Genomic DNA, 19,887 nt, shown 5'->3' with positions numbered 1-19,887 from the left:
AAAACCCGGGTTTTCCCACGGCCCGGCGTCACGCGCCGCGCAGCTCCCGAACCATCGCGCCATAACCGCCATCGGCCAGAAAAGCCGCCTCCTCGGGGGTGGAGACGCGACCAAGCGCGGCGTTGCGATACGGAAAGCGGCCATAGCGGCGGATCACCTCACGATGGGCGCGGGCGTGCAGCAAGGTGTCGCCCTCGGCCATGCGCGCCTTGAACAGGCGCACGGCGCGATCCTGATCGGTCAGCATCTCGGAATGCATGTAGGGCAGGTAAAAGAACTGCCGCAGCGGACCGTCCAGCCGCAGATCCCATCCATGGTTCAACGCCGAGGCCGCGATGCGCAGCGCACGCCGGTCCGAGGCAAAGGCGCGCGGGCTGTCGCGGAACATGTTGCGCGGGAACTGGTCGGTCAGGATGATCAGCGCCAAGGCCCCCTTGGGCCCCATCGCCCAATGATCGCAGGCCCCGTCACAGGCCTGTTCCCACAAGGCGCCAAACCGGTCGCGGATGGTGCGGTCAAAGATCGGATCGTGCCGATACCACATCTGGGTGCCCGCCTCTTGCCAGAAGGTCAGGATTTCACCGGCGCGGTTTGGGTGTGTCTTGCGCATCGGACCGTTCCTTTAGCGGCCTTGGCCCCCGGTCTGGGCGGCTCTGGTTTCAAGATCATTGGCCTCGGTGGCCTCGACATACAAGCCTTGCGCGGTCTCGACCGCAACAGGCGACGCGCCGGGCAAGATATTGGGATAGGAGACCGGTTCGTAATCCTTGGCGCCCGCATAGACCGATGCGCGCCGCGTCATCCGCCACAGCCCGTAGGCGGCCGTCAGGAACAAGAACACCGCCATCATCAGCCAATAGCCCCCCGGCCCCATCAGCGACATGGCAAGACCGGCCAGCGGCGGCCCGCTGATGGCGCCCAACCCGTTGAGAAAGATCAACCCACCCGAGGCCGAAGGCATGTCTTCGGGCGACAGGTAGTCATTGGTGTAGGCGATCAGCAGCGCGTAAAGCGGCTGTGACAGACCGCCGACCAAAGCGGACACCACCACCAGCACCGCGAAGCTTTCGGCAAAGGCGAACCCCGCCAGACCCACCACGCCCGCAAGCGTGGCGCTGGCCACGATCAGGACGCGCCGATCCATCCGGTCCGACAACCAGCCCAACGGGTATTGCAACACAATCGCACCCAGCCAGATTGCCGAGATGAACAGCGAAATCTGCCCAAGGCTCAGGCCCATCTCGGTGGCATAGACCGAGCCCATGCCGAACTGCATCGCATAGACCGCCCCCATCAGCAGCATGCCGATCGTGCCAAAGGGCGAGGCGCGGTAAAGCGACAACAGGCTCATCGGCCGGGCCGCCTGAAAGGCCGGGGCGGGCTGGACCGACAACAGGATCGGGGCAAAGCTGATCGACACAAGGATCGAGGGGATGATGAACAACAAATACCCCGACGGGTCGCCCGCCGACAAAATCCCCTGCCCCGCGACCAGCCCGAACATCTGCACCAGCACATAGGCCGACAAGGACTGGCCGCGCGTGGTGTTGGTCGAGGCATCGTTGAGCCAGCTTTCAGCGGTCACATAGACCCCCGACAGGCTGAAGCCCAGGATGACGCGCAACACCATCCAGGCATAGGGATCGGTCAGCACCGGATAGCTGATCAAGGTGGCCGATATCAGCGAGCCCAGCGCCGCGAAAACCCGCACATGGCCCACCTTGGCGATAAAGACCGGCGCAAAACGCGATCCGCCCAGAAAGCCAAGGAAATAGGCCGATGCGATAAAGGACAGCTCATAGGTGGAAAACCCCTCGATCGCGCCGCGCACCCCCATCAACGAGCCCTGAAGCCCATTGCCGATCTGCAACAGGAACATGCCCAGCAAAAGCGCCCAGGAAGCACGCAGAACATGGATCATCACACGGCGCCTTTCGCTGACCTCGGACGCAATACTGCGGTTGCCTGACTTGCCCGGTCTGTCACGTCTGCGACGGAATCAGGAGAGACGCGTCACCATAGGAAAAGAAGCGATACTGCGCGTTGATCGCATGGGCATAGATGTCGCGCACCCGATCTTGCCCCATCAAGGCCGATACCAGCATCATCAGCGTCGACTTGGGCAGGTGGAAATTGGTCATCAGCCCATCGGTGATCTTCCACGCATAGCCGGGATAGATGAAGATGTCGGTTTCGCCCTCATAGGGGTGCATGCGGCCATCCGGGGTGGCTGCCGTTTCGATCAGCCGCAGCGCGGTGGTGCCCACGGGAATGATCCGCCCGCCCGCAGCACGGGTTGCGTTCATCTCGGCGGCCGCTTGTGCGCGCACCTCGCCCCATTCGGCATGCATGCGGTGGGTGGTCACGTCATCAACCGTGACCGGCAAAAACGTGCCCGCCCCCACATGCAGCGTGACAAAGGTGACATCGATCCCCGCCGGCTGAAGGGCGGCCACCAGTGCCTCATCGAAATGCAACGACGCGGTCGGGGCCGCGACAGCCCCCGCGCGCCTGGCCCAGATGGTCTGATAATCCTCGTGGTCGCGTTCATCGGGGGCGCGCTTGCCCGCGATATAGGGCGGCAGGGGCATCGCGCCCGAGGCGTTGAGCGCCGCGTCGAAATCAGCCCCCGTCAGGTTGAAACGCAGCCGCAAACCATCATCCAACACCGCAACATCAGCTGACAAATCATTGGAAAATTTGACTGTTTCACCAAGTCGCAGTTTGCGCATCGGCTTGGCCAGCGCCGACCATGTGCCATCGGGTTGTGGCTCCATCAGCGTGACCTCGATCTTTGCCGTCACAGCGCCTTGTGCGCTGTCGCGCGTGCGCGCGCCGGTCAGCCGCGCGGGGATCACACGCGTGTCGTTCAGGATCAGCCGGTCGCCGCGCCGCAAGATCGACGGCAGCTCAAAGACATGCCTGTCATGGGTGGCCGCGCCATCGGCAAACAACAGCCGCGCCGAAGACCGGGGGCGCACAGGCCGGGTGGCGATCAGACCTTCGGGAAGGTGGAAATCGAAATCGTCAAGTTTCATCGGCATCCGGTCAGTTGCTGGGTGGTGGCCGCCGAAAAATCTCGCGGAACACGCCGGGGGTCAGAATCGAAAAGGGGTTCACGGTGACCTGCGGGCTTTGTGCGTTCCCCGTCAACTGATAGGCAAAACCAAACAGCCCCTCGCGGCGAGGGCTGAAGATTGCGCCGATCACGCCATTCACGACATTGAGCGGCGAAATCACCCCCTGCATCTGCAGCTCCCGCGAGGCCAGATCATAGCTCCCATCCAGCGACAACCCCAAGGCCGGGCCGACGGCAACGCCCTCGGACAAGATCAGCCTGGTTGGCGTGACGCGGAACCGCGCCTCGACCTCACCCATGCTGATGCCGTCGCCACCCAGCTGGTCGATCAGACCCACGATCGAGACGACGTTCAGCATCTCGGCCAGCACCGGTGCGTCGCGCAGACGCGGGTTGTCGATGCGCAGCAGCCCATCATAGGCCCCCGGCCCGCCGCTGGCTTGCAAGATCAACTCCATCTCGCCGCCATAGGCCGAGCGGAACACACCCGCGGATCGCAGCACATCGCCCCCATCGGCAGCCCTGAGGCGGATCGCGGGGCCGGTTTGGCTGCTGACCAGCGTGCCCGTGACCTGTGCGCCACCGTTCACCCGCCCGCGAAACTGGCCCGACAGCCCGCCTTGCGTGGTCAGATCGGCCAAGAGCGGGCTGATCGCGATGCCTTCGGTCACCTGCAGCCGGTCAAGCGTCACCGATATCGGCCCCCCCTCGGGCGTATGTGTGCCGCCGCCCTGTTCGATCTGTGGCGCACCGCGCAGATCGACGGTGCCGCCGGTGATCTCGATGGTGGGCGCGCGCCCCGGTCCACGCGCGATCAGCGCACCGGTCACATCGAGCCAGCCATCCAGACGAAACCGTTCGGCCGTAAGCCGGTCCAGACCGCGACCTGCGGTCAACGCGGCGCGGCCCGCAATGGCAAGCCCGCCCACGGCCAGATCAAGCTTGGTCACCTCGGGGTTGGTGCCCAGCCGGATCGTGGCTGATACCTGCCCCCGCTGATCTGCCGCCTGTCGCCATCCCAAGGGGGCCAGCGCCAGATTTGCCCCGAAAAGATCAGAGGTGACGCGCAATTGCGGTGATGCGCCATCGGGCAGATCAAGGGCCAGGGCCGCCAGCATCTGGCCTGAAAACAGCCCATCGGGCAGGTCGACACCAAGGGCGGCCAAGCGGTCGCGCGTGATCACCGCCTCGGCCTCCAGCCGCGAGGCGCGCGGCGCGTCGGGGCCCAAGGCTCTGGTCCACTGCCCCTCCAGCGGCAGGTCGTCAAACCGCGCCGCGCCCCAGACGCGCACAGCATCCGGGCTGACCGTGAAATCAAGCCGTTCCGCCGTAATCCCGCGACCGGGCACCAGTTGATCGGAGGCAAAAGCAGTGACGTCACCCGACAGATCAAAACGGGTGTCGCCCATCCCTTCCTGGCGCATCAGCCGCGTGGTCACAGCCGCACGCATCCGGGCCGTGCCCGTCCCGAAGCGTTCGGGCGTCATGGCGCCGGCGGCAAACAGCCGCACGGGTGGCGCCTGCATCAGCCGCAACACATCGCCAAGCCCCCCCGCAAGGCTTACATCGATCTGCGCCTCGGCACCTTTGACCCGCGTATCGGCCACGCTCATGCCCGATCCATCCAGCACCACCTGACCACCGCCGGGGACAGTCATGCGCCCCTGATCCAGCCGCAAGCTCAACACAGGACCGATCAGCGACAGATACCCCGCGCCATGTTCAATGGCGGGCAGATCGGGCAAGACCCGCACGGCTGCGTCTGTGAAATCGACCCCCACCGCATAGCTCAGCGCCTTGCCCGGCCGGGCGCGCAGCGCGACATCCACCCCCGACAGCCGCGCATCCGAAAGATTGGCGGCCAGCCAGCGCCGCGTATCGGGGACAAGGCTGACCGGCCAATATCCCAAGACCTCGGGGGCGGTTATCTCGGGCACCGCCAGATCGAAGGACAGATCCAACCCCTCGGGTGTCATGGCAAGATGGCCCTCGGCCGAAAGCCTGCGGCCGTCATGGCCGATCACCGCCTGCCCGATCTCGATCTTGACAGTCTGGCCAAGCGAAAGGCGGAAATCCACCAGCGCGCCGGCCAGATCCAGACGGTCAGGCCAGAGATCGGTCCGCGAAACGACGATGTCGGTCAGCTGAAACTGACCGGTATAGCGCGTTCCATCCATCGCGGGATCGGCATGCCCGCTGGCGCTGAAGGCCAGATCGGGGGCACCAAGGTCGAACCGCTCGAACAAGATGCGACCCCGCCGCGCATCATAGCGCAGCATGGTGCTCAGGCTGTCAAAGGCGAAGGCCGCACCGTTCTGGGTCGCGCGGACATGACCCGGGCCGATGTCAAGGCGCAGCGCAAGATCGCCGAGCGTTCCATCATCCGCCAAGACCCCATCCACCTGACCCGAAATCGGCGCCCGCATCAGATCGACCCAGGCCAGCGCCGGACCAACCGTCGCCAGATCGCGCGCCGCCAGACCCTCGAAGGCAAGCGCGATTTCGGTGACCCCGGCCTGCCCGCCGCGCGACAGCCCGATGTCAAGCGTTGCGGCCCGGCTGCCCGCCAGCGCACCACCCACCCGGAGGGTCAATGTGCCATCGCGCCGTTCCAGCCGCATTTCGGCGTCACTGACCCGCATCGTCTGGCCGGTGATCGCATCGGCCATCACCAGTTCCAGCCCCCGACCCCGCACCGTTTCCAGACGCGACAACAGCGGGGTTGCAAACATCCGATCCAGCCGGGCCAATGTTTCGGCAAGGCCGAGCTCGGCGGCGGTGTCGCCAGCCAGGAGCGCCAGATCGATCCGGCCCGTCGCATCGCGCGCCAGCCGCAGCCCGGCCCCTTGCAGATCGACGCGCAAGGGTTCCACACTGCCTTGCAGCAAGGCCCGGGTCGACAGGCTGACGATGACGGCCGGAAACACCGCCCGCGGCGCGCCATCAGGATCGGTCAGCCGCAGATCGCGCAGCGCCAGATCCAGCGCCATCGCGCCCGCGGGCCGGCTGATGTCGATCCAGCCGATGTTCAGTTGATTGGCCACCATGGCCGCATCCAGCCGGGCTTCGATGCGGTCTGTCACAAAGGCCGGAAAGCGGACGGGCCCTGCGGCAAGCCTGAGCCAAAGCGCACCTCCCGCAGCCACCGGCAGCACGATGATGACCAACAGCATCAGCGCCGCAAGAAGCCGCCAGCGCGCCCGCGCGTGCCGCTGGGCGGGCGCGGCGGCGTTGTCGCCCCTGTGGGTGGCCTGATCATCTTGTGTCATCGGCGCGTTTGTCCGGCCTTTATCTTGGCGGCAAAGCCCCTAGCTTGCACAGCATCGGGCGTTCATGCGCCGATATGCCAGATGACAGAGCAAAGCGAGAGGACAAGATGACCGAAATTGGCAGCCCCGCCCCGGACTTTACCCTGCCCCGCGATGGCGGCGACACGATCACGCTGTCGGCGCTGCGTCCGCGGGCGGTGGTGCTCTATTTCTATCCCAAGGATGACACCTCGGGCTGCACGACCGAGGCCCGGGATTTCACCGCGCTGGCCGATGACTTTGCCGCCGCGGGGGCGGTGGTGATCGGCGTGTCCAAGGACAGCGTGAAAGCCCATGACAAATTCGTGGCCAAGCACGGTCTGGGCGTGATCCTGGCGTCGGATGAACACAGCGATCTGTGCGAACGCTATGGCGTCTGGGCCGAGAAATCCATGTATGGCAAAAGCTACATGGGCATCGAGCGGTCGACCTTTCTGATCGACGGGGCGGGCATGCTGCGCGCCCAGTGGCGCAAGGTCAAGGTGCCCGGTCACGCCGAAGCGGTGCTGGCAGCGCTCAAGGCGCTGTGATTGGGAGGGGGGCGTTTTCCGCACGGAAAACGCACGGAAAAACCCGGGTTTTTCCGTGCGGAAAACCTGAGGTTTTCCGCCCCCCTTGACGAAGCGGTACCATCAGCCGAAACGGGTCCTCATGACCGAGATGCTTCCCCTTGCAAAGATGGCCGAGGCGGTTCTGAGCACCGCCTGCGGGCGCGAAAAGACCGCCCTGTCACGCCGATTTGCCGCTCAATGGCAGGGCGCGCGCGACACGGGCGCCTTGCCGCCCATCGGCCATGCACACCCGCCGCTGCGCCCCGCGCGGCCCGACAAGCCCGATCTGCTCGATCCGCGCGACGTGCCGCGACGGCGCACCGGCACACAGGCTGGCCGCATCGCGCTGTTGCATGCGGTCGCCCATATCGAATTGAACGCGGTCGACCTGCATTGGGACATCATCGCACGCTTCACCGAGACGCCGATGCCCGCCGGATTCTATGATGACTGGGTCAAGGCTGCTGATGAAGAATCAAAACATTTCAACCTGATGGCCGATTGTCTTGAGGCGATGGGCAGCCAGTATGGCGCGCTGCCGGCCCATGCGGGCATGTGGCGGGCCGCCGAGGATACGGCGCAAGACCTGATGGGGCGGCTGGCCGTGGTGCCGATGGTGCTTGAGGCGCGCGGTCTTGACGTGACGCCCGGCATGATCAGCATTTTCGAACGCGCCACCGATGATGCCTGCGCCGCGCAAGCCGCCGAGGCGCTGCGCATCATCTATGCCGAAGAGGTTCACCATGTGGCCTATGGCTCGAAATGGTTCCATTTCCTGTGTGGCCGTCATGAGCTGGACCCGAAAGAGGCGTTTCACAGCCTTGTGCAGCGCTATTTCCACGGCGCACTCAAGCCGCCCTTCAACGAGGAAAAGCGCGCCGAGGCCGGGCTGCCGCCGGATTTCTATTGGCCCCTGGCGCATTGATCGCGGTCAATCGACCGCTTGATCGGCGGAATTTTGCCCATTTGCACCCGAATACGGCATGTTTGCGCAGGCCTGCGGATCGATGGTTGAGCCGTGATCGGGTCATGCGTATTCCCTGTGCAGGTCGTCGCGGTGGCACACCAGCCATCACGCGCGGCAAAACCAGGGGTAAGGTGGGACCAGTATCGTGACAATGCCTGTCATAGGTCGCCTGAAGGCGATGATGGAACACCGGCTGCCCGAACAGCGGCTTTTCCTGAAGTCCGACAAAAGCACCCGCTTCATCCGGTTGCGACCGGCGACACAGGCCATGATCCTGATGAGCCTTGCGGGTGTGTTGGGGTGGACTGTCATCATCACCGCCATCGTGCTGATCGATGCCATCTCTGCGGGCAGCGCACGCGACCAGGCGGCGAGGGAAAGCCTTGAGTTTCACAACCGGCTCAATGCCCTGTCTTATGAGGTGGAGGTGCGCACCGCCGAAGCGCTGCAAGCGCAAGAGCGGTTTTCGACCGCGATGGATCAGGTCGCGGCAATGCAGGTGCGGCTGCTGGAGTCCGAAGAGCTCCGCCGTGAACTGGAAACCGCGGTAGATGCGATCCAAGCCACCTTGCGCCGCACCATCCGTGACCGCGACAGCGCCCGCGCCGAATTGTCTCTGCTAGAGGCCGAGTTACAGGCCGAAACCGGCACCACACAGACCGCCGCCGGCCGCGAGGCCGAATTGAGCCGCGCAATCGATGTTTTGGCCGGCGCGCTCGATGCCACCGCCGACCAGCGCGACGGGGCCGCGGTTCTGGTGACACAGGCCGCCGAGGAAATGGAACGTCTGGCCTATGCCGACGCGCTGGATCAGGAACGGCAAGACCGGGTTTTCCGTCAGATCGAAGAAGCCGTTGCCATGTCGATGGAGCCGCTTGATCGGCTGCTGGAGGCGTCGGGCATTCCCACCGACCGGTTGATCGGACAGTTGCAGGCCGCCTATGGCGGACAGGGCGGGCCGCTGATGCCCATCGCCGTGTCCACCATGACCGACGGCGCACCCGATGCCATGTCGCTGCGGGCCAATGAATTGCTGGAACAACTCGATGCGCTGAACCTGCGCAGGATCGCCGCCGAAACACTGCCTTTTTCGACCCCTGTGCGCGGTGCCTACCGCCATACATCGGGCTTTGGGTATCGCCGTGATCCCTTCAGCGGTGGCCGCAGGCTGCATGCCGGGGTGGATTTCGCGGGTTCGCGGGGCACCCATATCGTGGCCGGCGGCGATGGCCGGGTGGTGTTTGCCGGCCGACACAGCGGATATGGTCTGATGATCGACATCGATCACGGCTTCGGGATCACCACGCGCTATGCGCATCTGACCCGCCTGCATGTCAGACAGGGCGAAAGGGTCTCGCGCGGCGCGCATATCGGTGATATGGGCTGTAGTGGACGGTGTACCGGCACGCATCTCCACTATGAGGTGCGGCGCAACGGCGATCCAGTGAACCCGATGACCTTCATCACGGCAGGGCGTAATGTTTTCTAAATCCAAGATCAATGAACCCGGGGCCAAGGTATCCGGCGCCGAAAGCAGCGCCGAGGGCCAGGCCTTCGATCCCAAAACCAGCCCCAAAGCGGGAGCAGACATGACCACGACCCCGACCTCTACACCAAAATCCAAATCCACACCCTCCTTGCTGAGCGCCGACCTGACCGTGGTCGGTGACCTGCGCACTACGGGCGACATTCAGGTCGAGGGCACGGTCAAGGGCGATATCCGCGCCCATCTGCTGACCGTGGGTGAAAGCGCCAATATCGAGGGTGAGATCGCAGCCGACGACATCGTCGTCACAGGCCGCGTGGTTGGCAAGGTGCGTGGCCTCAAGGTGCGGCTTACGGCCACCGCGCGGGTCGAAGGCGATATCATCCACAAGACCATCGCCATCGAAAGCGGTGCCCATTTCGAAGGGACCGTGCAGCGCGCCGAAGACCCGCTGTCGGTGGGCAGCACCCCGCCGAGCCCCGTGCGGACCGCCAGCACACCCGCCCCGGCGGTTCCACGCCCGGGATCAGGTCTTGGGTCCAGCGGCGATCATTCCTGATCCCGGCCCGTTTGACGGCCCCACAGATGCAAAAAGCCGGGCGCGTGCCCGGCTTTTTTGCTGCCCGCACCGATCCCATGGTCTAGTCCAACGGGTCCAGCGCCCGGCGATAGATATGCCATGTCGCATGCCCCAGAACCGGCAACACCAGAAACAGCCCCAAAAGCCCCGGCAGCAAGGCCAGAGCCATCAATCCCGCAATCGTTGCAGCCCATGCCAGCATGACCAAGGGATTGCGCCGGACCACCGCGATGGAGGTCAGCATCGCGGTGACGAAATCCAACTCCTTGTCCAAGAGCAACGGCAATGACACCGCCGTCAGGCAAAACAGCACAATGGCGAAAACCGCACCAAAGCCCGTGCCCATCAACAGCATCAAGACCCCCTCGCGTTCCAGCAGATAGCCATAGGACGAGGTGACATTCATCAAGGCAGATGGACCCAGAAACAGCGCAAAGAGCATGTGGGCGAAAAACGACCAGAACAGGAAATAGACGATGATCACCCATGCCATCGACGGCAATTGCCGCAGCCTTTGGCGCCAGATCACACCGAAGATGTCGCGGCGCCGCCATTGTGTCTGCCCCGCCTCCAGACGGCGCGAGACCTCGTACAGCCCCACCGCCAGAAACGGCCCCATCAGCGGAAAGCCCAGCGTGATCGGGATCGCCCACCAGATTTGCCCGGTGATGAACAAGAACACATAAAGCAGCCACCCGCCCGCCACATAGACATGGGCAAAAAACAGCCCCATCATCGGTTTGCGGCGAAAATCCCCAAACCCGGCGCGCAACGCATAGGCGATGTCGCCCAGCGCCATATGGCGCAAGGCAGGCACCTTGGACGGCGCGGCCGGGGGTGTTGTCAGATCGCTCATCGCCCCCTCTTCGCTTGGAACGGACAGGCTCGCTGGCGACAGACTAGACCGCGTTCCTGCGCCGCGCCAAGCGCCGCGATCACAACGCGGGCGGATTTTTTCCCGGCCAATCGGTGGCCGCATGATAGGCCCGCCCAAGCGCCATCAGCATCCCATCCGCGCCCGGCGCACCGATCATCTGAACCCCGGCGGGAAGGCCATCGGCCCCAAACCCCGCAGGCAAGGCCAAGGCCGGCAAGCCCGCAAGGCTGGCGGGCACCACCACCTCCATCCAGCGATGATAGCTGTCCATCGCATGGCCATCGATCACCTCGGGCCAGCGCATGTCGACGGCAAAGGGCCAAAGCTGTGTGGCAGGCAGCACGACGGCATCATACCGGGCAAACATCTCGCGCGCGGCGCCCAGCCATGCGATCCGCGTCTCGGCCGCCCATTCGACCTCGGCGACCTTGCGGGCGAAACCATGGGTGATTTCCCATTTCGCCTGTGCAGGCAACAGCGCCTGATGCGCCTCTTCACGCCAATAGGGCCCGAGGGTCATTGCCACGGCGAACTGGCGCAGCACGCACCAGGCCTCCCACAACGCTTCGGCCGCAAAGGGGGGGCGCAGCGGTTCGACCGCCCAGCCCAGGCTTTCCATCACGCCCAGCGCGGTCTCGGCCTGTGCCAGGATCCCCGGGGCCATCGCATAGGCCCCGCCCCAATCGCCCAGCCAGCCGATGCGCGGGCGGCGCGGCACAGGGCCCTGGCCCGGGCGATAGGCCCCGTCCGACAGGGTCGCCAGCAGATGCTCCAGATCATCGATGTCGCGCGCCATCGGCCCATCGGTCGACAGGCGGTGCTGAAAGACGCTGTCGCGCGGCTCGCCCGGCACCAACCCAGCCGTGGGGCGAAAGCCGTAGACATTGTTCCACGCGGCAGGGTTGCGCAAAGACCCCATCATGTCCGACCCATCGGCCAAAGCCAGCATCCGCGTGGCCAAGGCCACCGCCGCCCCGCCCGACGACCCGCCAGCGGTTTTCGACGGATCATAGGGGTTGCGTGTCGCGCCATAGACCGGATTGACCGTATGCGATCCAAGCCCAAAGGCCGGCACATTGGTCTTGCCGATGATGATCGCGCCCGCCGCGCGCAACCGCCGCGCCAGCCCGTCATCAACCAGCGGCACATTATCCTTCAGGATCGGCGAGCCCCAGCTCGACGGCACCCCCCGCACGCCCACCAGATCCTTCACCGCAACCGGTATTCCGTGCAACCAGCCGTCGGGGGGCATCGCTTCGGCAAGCCGCGCCTCGCCCATCAACGTCTCGCGGTCGCGCAGGGCAACAATGGCATTCACCGCGCCATTGACCGCCCCGATCCGGCCCAAGACATCGCGCATCAGATCAACGGGCGAAATCTCGCGCCGTGCGATCATCGCGCTCAGGCCCAACGCCCCCATCTGCCACAGTTCGGTCATGGCCTGCCCCCCTGCTCCGTTTCAAGACGACACCCCACCAGACGCTGCCCGGATCGATGCCACAAGCGCCCATCGCCCGACCGAGCGGCCCCAAGCCGGGGCCCGAGGGCGGGCGACGCCCCCCTTCAGCCCTCAGCCCTCTGCCCGCGCCTCGGCACGCGATTTGCCCGACACATCCATCGCCAGAACGCTTGCCATCAACCCATCCAGATCGCCATCGAGAACACCGCCCGTATCCGATGTCTCGAAGCCGGTGCGCAGATCCTTCACCATCTGATAGGGCTGCAACACATAGGATCGGATCTGATTGCCCCAACCCGCTTCGCCCTTGGCTTCATGGGCGGCGTTGATCGCCTCGTTGCGGCGGTCAAGTTCCATCTGATAAAGCCGCGATTTCAGGGCCTTCATGGCGATGTCGCGGTTTTGATGCTGCGACTTTTCCGAGCTTGTCGTGACGATGCCGGTGGGCAAATGGGTGATCCGCACGGCCGAGTCGGTGGTGTTGACATGCTGCCCCCCCGCGCCGGACGAACGATAGGTATCGATACGGATGTCAGATGGGTTGATCTCGATCTCGATATTGTCATCGACCACCGGATAGACCCAGACCGAGGCAAAACTGGTCTCGCGCGTGCCCTTGCCAAAGGGCGAAATACGCACCAGCCGATGCACGCCGCTTTCCGACTTCATCCAGCCATAGGCATTGGGGCCCTTGATCTGATAGACCACCGACTTGATGCCGGCCTCGGTGCCGGGTGACATGTCTTGCTGGTCGACCTCGTAGCCGCGCCGTTCGGCCCAGCGCACGAACATGCGCGCCAGCATCTGCGCCCAATCGCACGCCTCGGTGCCGCCCGCGCCCGCGTTGATTTCAAGGAATGCGTCATTGCCGTCGGCCTCACCATCAAGCAGGGCCTCCAGTTCCTTCTTGGCCGCCTTCACGACAAGTTCCGACAGCGCCGCCTCGGCCTCCAGCACGATCTCGCTGTCGCCCTCGGCCTCGCCCAACTCGATCAACTCAAGATGGTCCTCCAGCCCGCGCCGGATCATCTCATGGGTGTCCATGCGTTCGACCAGCATCTGGCGGTCGCGCATCAGCTTTTGCGCGCGGGCGGGATCGTTCCACAGATTGGGGTCTTCGACGCGCGCGTTGAATTCCTCAAGCCGGTGCGCTGCGGTCTCGACCCCCATGCGCTGACCCAGAAGGGTCAGCGATCTGCGGATCTTTTCGATGTTGGATTGCGTCTCGGCGCGCATCTGGGTCGGCCTTTATCTGCTGTCAGAGCCGCTGATATACCACCGCCGCGCCCCGCGACAAGGCTCGCCCGGCCCTGATCTTGCCATGGTCCTAATAGAGCCCGCCCGCGCTGAGCGTGCCGAAACCCGATTGTGTGGGCACGCGCGCACCGCCACCGGTGGCGGTGTCGACGGTTTGGCCCTGATCGCCCATCTCGTCCCCCGCGCCACCCTCGCCACGGCCATAAAGCGGCAGATCCGCGCCCATGGCAAAGCCACCATCGATGATGGATTGTGCGCCAAAGTAGGGCTCTTCGCCGGCACGGAACATTTCATAGACCACGCCCTCGCCTTGTGCGCCATCCGGCAGGCGCTGGCCCGAAAAGCGGTCGATCGGATAGAACACGCCACCATCGGGCACCGCAAAGGGGCCGCCGCCATATTCCTCGATCGCGGCCAGCATGAATTCGTTGAACACCGGCCCGCACATGCGACCGCCTGATGCGGCGCTGCCCAAGGGGCGGGGCTGGTCAAAGCCGATGTAACAGCCCGCAGCAATCGACGATGTATAGCCCACAAACCAGACATCGCGCGCCTCGTTGGTGGTGCCGGTCTTGCCCGCCGCGGGCACGGGCAGATTGACCGAAGACGCGGCCGTGCCGCGATCAACCACGCCTTGCATCATCGAGGTCAGCTGATAGGCGGTGATCGGATTGATCACGCGCTGCCGGTTCGAGATCACCGCCGGCGCAAGCCCCGGGGCAAGGGACGCCAACTGGCAATCGGGGCAAAGCCGCTGGTCATGGCGATAGACGGTGTTGCCCCAGCGGTCCTGAATGCGGTCCACCAGCGTCGGTTCCACCCGCTCGCCGCCATTGGCAAACATCGCATAGGCCGCCACCATGCGAAACAGGGTCGTTTCCTGACTGCCCAGCGCATTGGCCAGAAAGGGCTGCATCCGGTCATAGACGCCAAAGCGTTCGGCATATCGGGCGATGGTTTCCATCCCCACATCTTGCGCCAGACGCACCGTCATCAGGTTGCGGCTCATCTCGATGCCCGTGCGCAGGGGCGTGGGCCCATAGTAGCGGTCCGAGGCATTTTGCGGCCGCCAGATGCCTTCGGGTGTCACCAATTCGATCGGGGCATCGATGACGATGGTGTTGGGGCTGTAGCCTGAATCCAGCGCCGCCGCATAGACCAGCGTCTTGAAGCTCGACCCCGGCTGGCGCGTGGCCTGCGTGGCGCGGTTGAATGAGGAATGCTGATAGGAAAAACCACCCTGCATCGCCAGCACCCGGCCGGTGTTGACATCCATCGCCATGAAGCCGCCCTGAACCTCGGGGACCTGTCGCAGCGACCAGCCCGAGACAGCGCCGTCGCCGTCGCGGGTCACGGCGCGCACATGCACGACATCGCCCGGCGCAAGCAGATCATCGGGCCCGCGCGCCTGCCGCCCGCGGCTCCCGTCGGGATTGAGGGGGCGCGCCCATGTCACATCCTCGGCGGGGATCACCTGCGCCCCGTCATCGCGCGCCAGCCCTTCGATGCCGATGCGCGCGCTCTGGTCATCGACCGACAGCACCACGGCGACCGACCACCCATCGATGTCGCGGGCGATCTCGATGCTGGCGAGGGCTGCGCGCCATGCGGCCTCATCGGTCAGGAGCGCCGGATCGATCCGGGCCGCCGCCCCGCGCCACAGGCCCTGCTCGCGGTCATAGCTTTCCAGCGCCAGCCGCAAGGCACGCTCGGCCACCCGCTGCAGGCTATCATCCATCGAGGCACGCACCGCATAGCCGCCCGACAGGAATTCATTCTCGCCATACTGGGCCGAAAGCTGGCGACGGATTTCGTCGGTGAAATAGTTGCGCGGCGGCATCGCCAGGCGGAAGGGCTCGATCTGGCCACCTTGCACCGTCTCAAGCGGCTTGGCTGCAGCGCGGTCCATCTGGTCGCGGGTGATGTAGCCGTTTTCGAACATCTCGCGCAGCACATAGTTGCGGCGGCTGATCGCGCGGTCGTAATCGCGCACCGGGTGGAAATTCGACGGCGCCTGCGGAAGTGCTGCCAGATAGGCCGCCTGTTCCAGCGTCAGATCCTCGAGATTGGTGTTGAAATAGGTCTGTGCGGCGGCGGCCACCCCATAAGAGTTCTGACCCAGAAAGATCTCGTTCAGATACAACTCGAGGATGCGGTCCTTGCTCAGCGCGGTTTCGATGCGCGCGGCCAGAATGATCTCGCGCACCTTGCGCTCGACCGTGCGCGAACCATCGAGCAGGAAGTTCTTCATCACCTGTTGCGTGATGGTCGACGCGCCCCGCACGTCGCGCCCGCGCGAGCGGACCGCCTCGATGAAGGCCGCGGCAATCGCGCGCGGATCATAGCCGCCGTGCTGATAGAAATTGCGATCCTCGGCCGACACGAAGGCATGCGCCACAAGATCGGGAATTTCATCGCCCGGCACAAACAGCCGCCGTTCGACGGCAAATTCATCCACGATCCGGCCTTCGCGGGAATAGATGCGGCTGATCGTGGGCGGTGTGTAATTGGCCAGCGCGTCATGACCGGGCAGATCATGGGAATAGATGAACAAGACCGCGCCGACCGCAATGACCACAGCAATGATGCCGAGCGTCAGGGCGCTGAAGATCGCACCGAAAAAGCCAATGATGAATCGGATCATGCGATCTGCCCGTCCTTGATGCCCATCCTATAACGAGCCGCCGTGGCCGGGTCAAAACACATGCAAGCGATGTGGCGCCCCGTCATTGCCGCACAAGCGCCATGCGCGCGGCATCGGCATCAGCCCAAGCCATGATGGCCGCAACAAGCGCCATCTGCATCCGCGCGCGCCATTCGGGATCCAGAATATTGCGCAGATCATCGGCATCAGAGATGAAGCCGATCTCGAGCAAGACCGATGGCATATCGGCCGCGCGCAGCACGGTAAACCCCGCCTCGCCCTGTGGGCGCGCATGCAATCGCAGGCCTGCATCGGCGATCGCGTCAACCAGCGCACCCGCAAGGGCAACGCTGCGCGGTGCGGTGTCAAGGCGGGCCAGATCCATCAAGACCCCCGCCACGACGTCATCGGACCCGTGCAGATCGATCCCCTGCAACAGATCGGCGCGGTCATGCTGTTCGGCCAGAGCCTCGGCGGCCGCATCCGACGCGGTGTCAGACAAGGTATAGACAGTGGCGCCCCGCGCGCGCCCCTCGGCCACGGCATCGGCATGGATCGAGATGAACAGATCGGCCCCGGCGGCGCGGGCCGCGGTGATGCGCGCGGGCAGCGGCACGAACACATCCGCGTCGCGCGTGAGCACTACATCGACCCGGCCCGTGCGGCGCAGCGCATCGCGCAATTCGCGCGAAAACCGCAAGACCAGATCGGCTTCGGTGTGCGACCCGCGCACAGCGCCCGGATCGACCCCGCCATGGCCCGGGTCGATCACCACCACCACGCGCCCATCCGCCATGCGCACAGGGGCCGTGGCCACCGCGACACCCGGGGCCGGATCGGGCAGGCCGGTCGCTGACGCATTGAATTCGGCCTGCGATACCGGCACAAGCCGCACATCGACCCGTGCACGCCCGGTCAGGGGATCGGTCGCCATCGCGGCGGTCTGGGGGGCATGGGGGGATGCCAGCGACAGCACCAGCCGCGACCAGCCCAACCCACGCGCAAGCCCCGCCTCAAGCGCCGTGATCGCGGGCGGAAGATCAGTCTCGCCCGCCCAGGTACCGAAATCCACCTCGCGGAAATCGATCACGACGCGCGCGGGATCGGTCAGGGTGAACACCCGGAAAGGCACCGGTTGGCTGAGCGCAAGGGTAACGGCGACACCGTCGGTCGTGGCGGTCAGCCCGCTTTCCGCCGGGATCAGCCGGGCCAGCGCGCCAAAGCCCGTGTCGCCCGTCTGTGCGGCAGATGGCAGGCACAGGGCGCAGATCGCCAGGACCGCCAGGATCGGTGTCAAGACAGTTCGCAACACAGCGCATGATCCCGCAATTGCATCAATATCGAAAGTTTATCAGACCACAGCCCCCGGCCCAAGAGCCGATCCCCCCCGGCTCAGGACCGCGCCGCAAAAAACGCCACCAGGCGCGCCACGCCTTCGGCCACTTCAGCGCTGGAGCGCGCATAGGACAGCCGCAAGAAGCCTGCGCCGCGCGTCTTGTCGAAATCAAGGCCCGGCGTGACGGCAACGCCCGCCTCGTGCAAGATCTCGGCCGACAGGGCCAGACTGTCCTTTGTGTAGGCCGACACGTCGAGATAAAGGTAGAACGCCCCATCGGCGGGTGCGCTATGCGTCAATCCGGCGGCGGCCAGCCCATCAAGCAAGATCCGGCGGTTTTCGGCATAGACGGCGCGGTGCGCATCCAGTTCCGCCCGTCCTTCGGGGGCAAGCGCGGCCAGGGCGGCGATCTGGCTGGCATGGGTGGGGCAGATGAACATGTTTTGCGCCAGCCGTTCGATCACGCGCACATGGGCCGGCGGCACCACCATCCAGCCCAAGCGCCACCCGGTCATCGAGAAATACTTGGAAAAGGAATTGATGACGTAGACGTCATCGGTCAGTTCCAGCGCGCTGACCGCCCGGCCTTCGTATTGCAGCCCATGATAAATCTCGTCCGAGATCAGCGCGATATCATGCGCGCCACAGCCCGCGACCAGCGCCGCCAATTCGGGGCGGCCCAGCATGGTGCCGGTCGGATTGGCGGGGCTGGCCACGATCAGCCCATCCAGATCGTCCGACAGATGGGCGGGCGTGGGCTGGTAGCGGGTCGCAAGCTCGGTGCGCAGACCCACGGGCGTCAGGCTCATCGCAGTCAGGATCTGGCGATAGGACGGGTAGCACGGCTCGCCCAGACCAACGCGCGCGCCCGCATCAAACAGCGCCGAGAACGCCAGCAAGAACCCCCCCGAGGCCCCCGATGTCAGCACCACGCGCCCCGGATCGAGATCGAGATCATACCATTCACCGTAAAGCGCCGCGATGCCCGCCCGCAGATCGGGGCGACCCAAGGCCACAGTATACCCCAGCGGCCCCTGTTCCATCTCGGCACAAAGGCGTTGGCGGGCGATGGCGGGCGCGCCGGTGCCGGGCTGGCCCACCTCCATATGGATGATATGGCGCCCCGCCGCTTCGGCGGCGCGGGCGGCCTCCATCACGTCCATGACGATAAAGGGGTCAACGGCGCTGCGACGCGAAACGCGCATGGAAAGGGCCCTTTCGGAAAAGATTGCCTGCGCCTTGAACCAGCCTGCGCCGCCCCCGTCAACGCGCCTTGCACGATCACGCCGTGGTGACAGGGGGTGCGGCCAAGCGGTGGTGGCCAATCCGCCCGCATGTGGTAAAAGGCAAGCCGCACCCTGCCCCTGCCACGATACAGAAAGTGCCCGCCGTGCAAAAACATCTCGCCGCCCTTGGCCTTGCCCTGGGCCTTGCCCTTCCGGCAGCCGCCACCGATCTGGACAATCTGACCGATGCCCAGCGCGACGCCTTTCGCGCCGAAGTGCGGGCCTATCTGCTCGACAATCCCGAAGTGCTGATGGAGGCGATCGCCGTTCTGGAAAGCCGCAACGCCGAAGCCGAAGTGGGGCGCGATGCGGCGGCGGTCGCGGCCAATGCCGATGCGATCTTCGGTTCTGCCTTCGATGTGGTGCTGGGCAACCCGGAGGGCGACGTGACCGTGGTGGAATTCATGGATTACCGCTGTGGCTTTTGCCGCCGCGCCCATCCGGAAATGATGGATCTGATCGAACTCGACGGCAACATCCGGCTTGTGGTCAAGGAGCTTCCGATTCTGGGGGATCAATCGCTGCTTGCCGCGCGCTTTGCCATCGCCACGCGCATCGGTTTGGGGGATGCGGCCTATTTCGCGGTGCATGACGCATTGATGGGCATGCGCGGCGATGTGAGCGAAGCCGCGCTGGTCGCGCTGACCGATGGCCTTGGTCTGGACAGCGGGGCCATCATGGCAGCCATCGACGATCCCCTGGTGCAGACAACCATCGACCACAACCGCGCGCTGGCCCAGCGGCTGTCCATCTCGGGGACGCCAACCTTTGTGTTCGGCGACCAGATGGTGCGGGGCTATGTGCCGATCGATGGCATGCAACAGATCGTGACGATGCTGCGCGACGGCGACAATTGAGCCAGATCTTGCCGTGAAAAGGAAAAGGGCGCCCCAATGGGCGCCCTTTTTTTGCACGGAACCTGACCTTCAGCCTTTGGACCACCAGCCGCTGCGGCGGGGCTTGGGCGGGGTCGCTTCGGCCAGGGCCGGTTGCGCCGGCATGTCGCCAACCACAGCGGCGACCGGTTCGGGCGCGGGCTCTGGTGTTGGCTCTGGTG

Annotated in this window: 15 protein-coding genes; 5 read left to right on the top strand and 10 right to left on the bottom strand. The window is 65.0% G+C overall.

What is annotated here, in order from left to right; genetic code table 11:
- Positions 1 to 28: 28 nt before the first annotated feature.
- From Q0094_RS04290 to Q0094_RS04275, 4 genes are all read right to left on the bottom strand, one after another.
- Positions 29 to 610 carry a DUF924 family protein gene (locus Q0094_RS04290; protein WP_297615602.1) on the bottom strand — a complete coding sequence of 194 codons (582 nt, stop codon included), beginning with the start codon at positions 608 to 610 and terminating at the stop codon, positions 29 to 31.
- 12 nt (positions 611 to 622) lie between these two features.
- Positions 623 to 1,921 (bottom strand): MFS transporter, encoded by a 1,299-nt coding sequence (locus tag Q0094_RS04285; protein WP_297615600.1) that lies wholly within the window; start codon positions 1,919 to 1,921, stop codon positions 623 to 625.
- Positions 1,922 to 1,982: 61 nt separating this feature from the next.
- Positions 1,983 to 3,038 carry a tRNA preQ1(34) S-adenosylmethionine ribosyltransferase-isomerase QueA gene (gene queA / locus Q0094_RS04280; RefSeq protein WP_297615598.1) on the bottom strand — a complete coding sequence of 352 codons (1,056 nt, stop codon included), beginning with the start codon at positions 3,036 to 3,038 and terminating at the stop codon, positions 1,983 to 1,985.
- A 10-nt stretch (positions 3,039 to 3,048) separates the two neighbouring features.
- Entirely contained in the window at positions 3,049 to 6,348 is a 3,300-nt protein-coding gene (locus Q0094_RS04275; protein ID WP_297615596.1) for an AsmA-like C-terminal region-containing protein, read from the bottom strand.
- A 107-nt stretch (positions 6,349 to 6,455) separates the two neighbouring features.
- Between Q0094_RS04275 and Q0094_RS04270 the strand changes: the two genes are divergently transcribed.
- From Q0094_RS04270 to Q0094_RS04255, 4 genes are all read left to right on the top strand, one after another.
- Positions 6,456 to 6,917, top strand: coding sequence for a peroxiredoxin (locus Q0094_RS04270; RefSeq protein ID WP_297615594.1), 462 nt, complete (start codon positions 6,456 to 6,458; stop codon positions 6,915 to 6,917).
- A gap of 130 nt (positions 6,918 to 7,047) precedes the next feature.
- The gene (locus Q0094_RS04265) at positions 7,048 to 7,863 is read left to right on the top strand and encodes a ferritin-like domain-containing protein (protein ID WP_297615606.1); all 816 of its coding nucleotides are present in this window, start codon (positions 7,048 to 7,050) and stop codon (positions 7,861 to 7,863) included.
- Positions 7,864 to 8,056: 193 nt separating this feature from the next.
- Positions 8,057 to 9,394: a DUF5930 domain-containing protein gene (locus Q0094_RS04260; RefSeq protein WP_297615604.1), complete on the top strand. Its 1,338-nt coding sequence runs from the start codon at positions 8,057 to 8,059 to the stop codon at positions 9,392 to 9,394.
- Positions 9,384 to 9,950: a polymer-forming cytoskeletal protein gene (locus tag Q0094_RS04255; RefSeq protein WP_297615592.1), complete on the top strand. Its 567-nt coding sequence runs from the start codon at positions 9,384 to 9,386 to the stop codon at positions 9,948 to 9,950. The genes Q0094_RS04260 and Q0094_RS04255 overlap by 11 nt, the downstream gene beginning before the upstream one ends.
- An 82-nt stretch (positions 9,951 to 10,032) precedes the next feature.
- On the opposite strand, the gene Q0094_RS04250 is transcribed toward Q0094_RS04255, so the two are convergent.
- The 6 genes from Q0094_RS04250 to Q0094_RS04225 form a co-directional block, all read right to left on the bottom strand.
- Entirely contained in the window at positions 10,033 to 10,827 is a 795-nt protein-coding gene (locus tag Q0094_RS04250; protein WP_297615590.1) for a DUF2189 domain-containing protein, read from the bottom strand.
- A 79-nt stretch (positions 10,828 to 10,906) separates the two neighbouring features.
- Positions 10,907 to 12,286 carry an amidase gene (locus tag Q0094_RS04245; protein WP_297615588.1) on the bottom strand — a complete coding sequence of 460 codons (1,380 nt, stop codon included), beginning with the start codon at positions 12,284 to 12,286 and terminating at the stop codon, positions 10,907 to 10,909.
- Between the two features lie 132 nt (positions 12,287 to 12,418).
- A complete protein-coding gene (gene prfB / locus Q0094_RS04240; RefSeq protein ID WP_297615586.1) occupies positions 12,419 to 13,543 on the bottom strand; it encodes a peptide chain release factor 2 in 1,125 nt (374 codons plus the stop codon).
- Between the two features lie 91 nt (positions 13,544 to 13,634).
- The gene (locus tag Q0094_RS04235; RefSeq protein WP_297615584.1) at positions 13,635 to 16,208 is read right to left on the bottom strand and encodes a penicillin-binding protein 1A; all 2,574 of its coding nucleotides are present in this window, start codon (positions 16,206 to 16,208) and stop codon (positions 13,635 to 13,637) included.
- Between the two features lie 82 nt (positions 16,209 to 16,290).
- Complete coding sequence (locus Q0094_RS04230) at positions 16,291 to 17,505, bottom strand: N-acetylmuramoyl-L-alanine amidase (protein WP_297615582.1); 1,215 nt, start codon at positions 17,503 to 17,505, stop codon at positions 16,291 to 16,293.
- Positions 17,506 to 17,600: 95 nt separating this feature from the next.
- A complete protein-coding gene (locus Q0094_RS04225) occupies positions 17,601 to 18,749 on the bottom strand; it encodes an aminotransferase class I/II-fold pyridoxal phosphate-dependent enzyme (protein WP_297615580.1) in 1,149 nt (382 codons plus the stop codon).
- Positions 18,750 to 18,934: 185 nt separating this feature from the next.
- Here Q0094_RS04225 and Q0094_RS04220 point away from each other — a divergent pair, with 185 nt between their 5' ends.
- Positions 18,935 to 19,687 (top strand): DsbA family protein, encoded by a 753-nt coding sequence (locus Q0094_RS04220; RefSeq protein ID WP_297615578.1) that lies wholly within the window; start codon positions 18,935 to 18,937, stop codon positions 19,685 to 19,687.
- Positions 19,688 to 19,887: the final 200 nt, after the last annotated feature.

This window comes from uncultured Roseicyclus sp. (assembly GCF_937892565.1).
Taxonomy (GTDB): Bacteria; Pseudomonadota; Alphaproteobacteria; order Rhodobacterales; family Rhodobacteraceae; genus Roseicyclus.
Note: the sequence above shows the minus strand (reverse complement) of the source record. Positions and strands in the feature narration are given on the sequence as shown.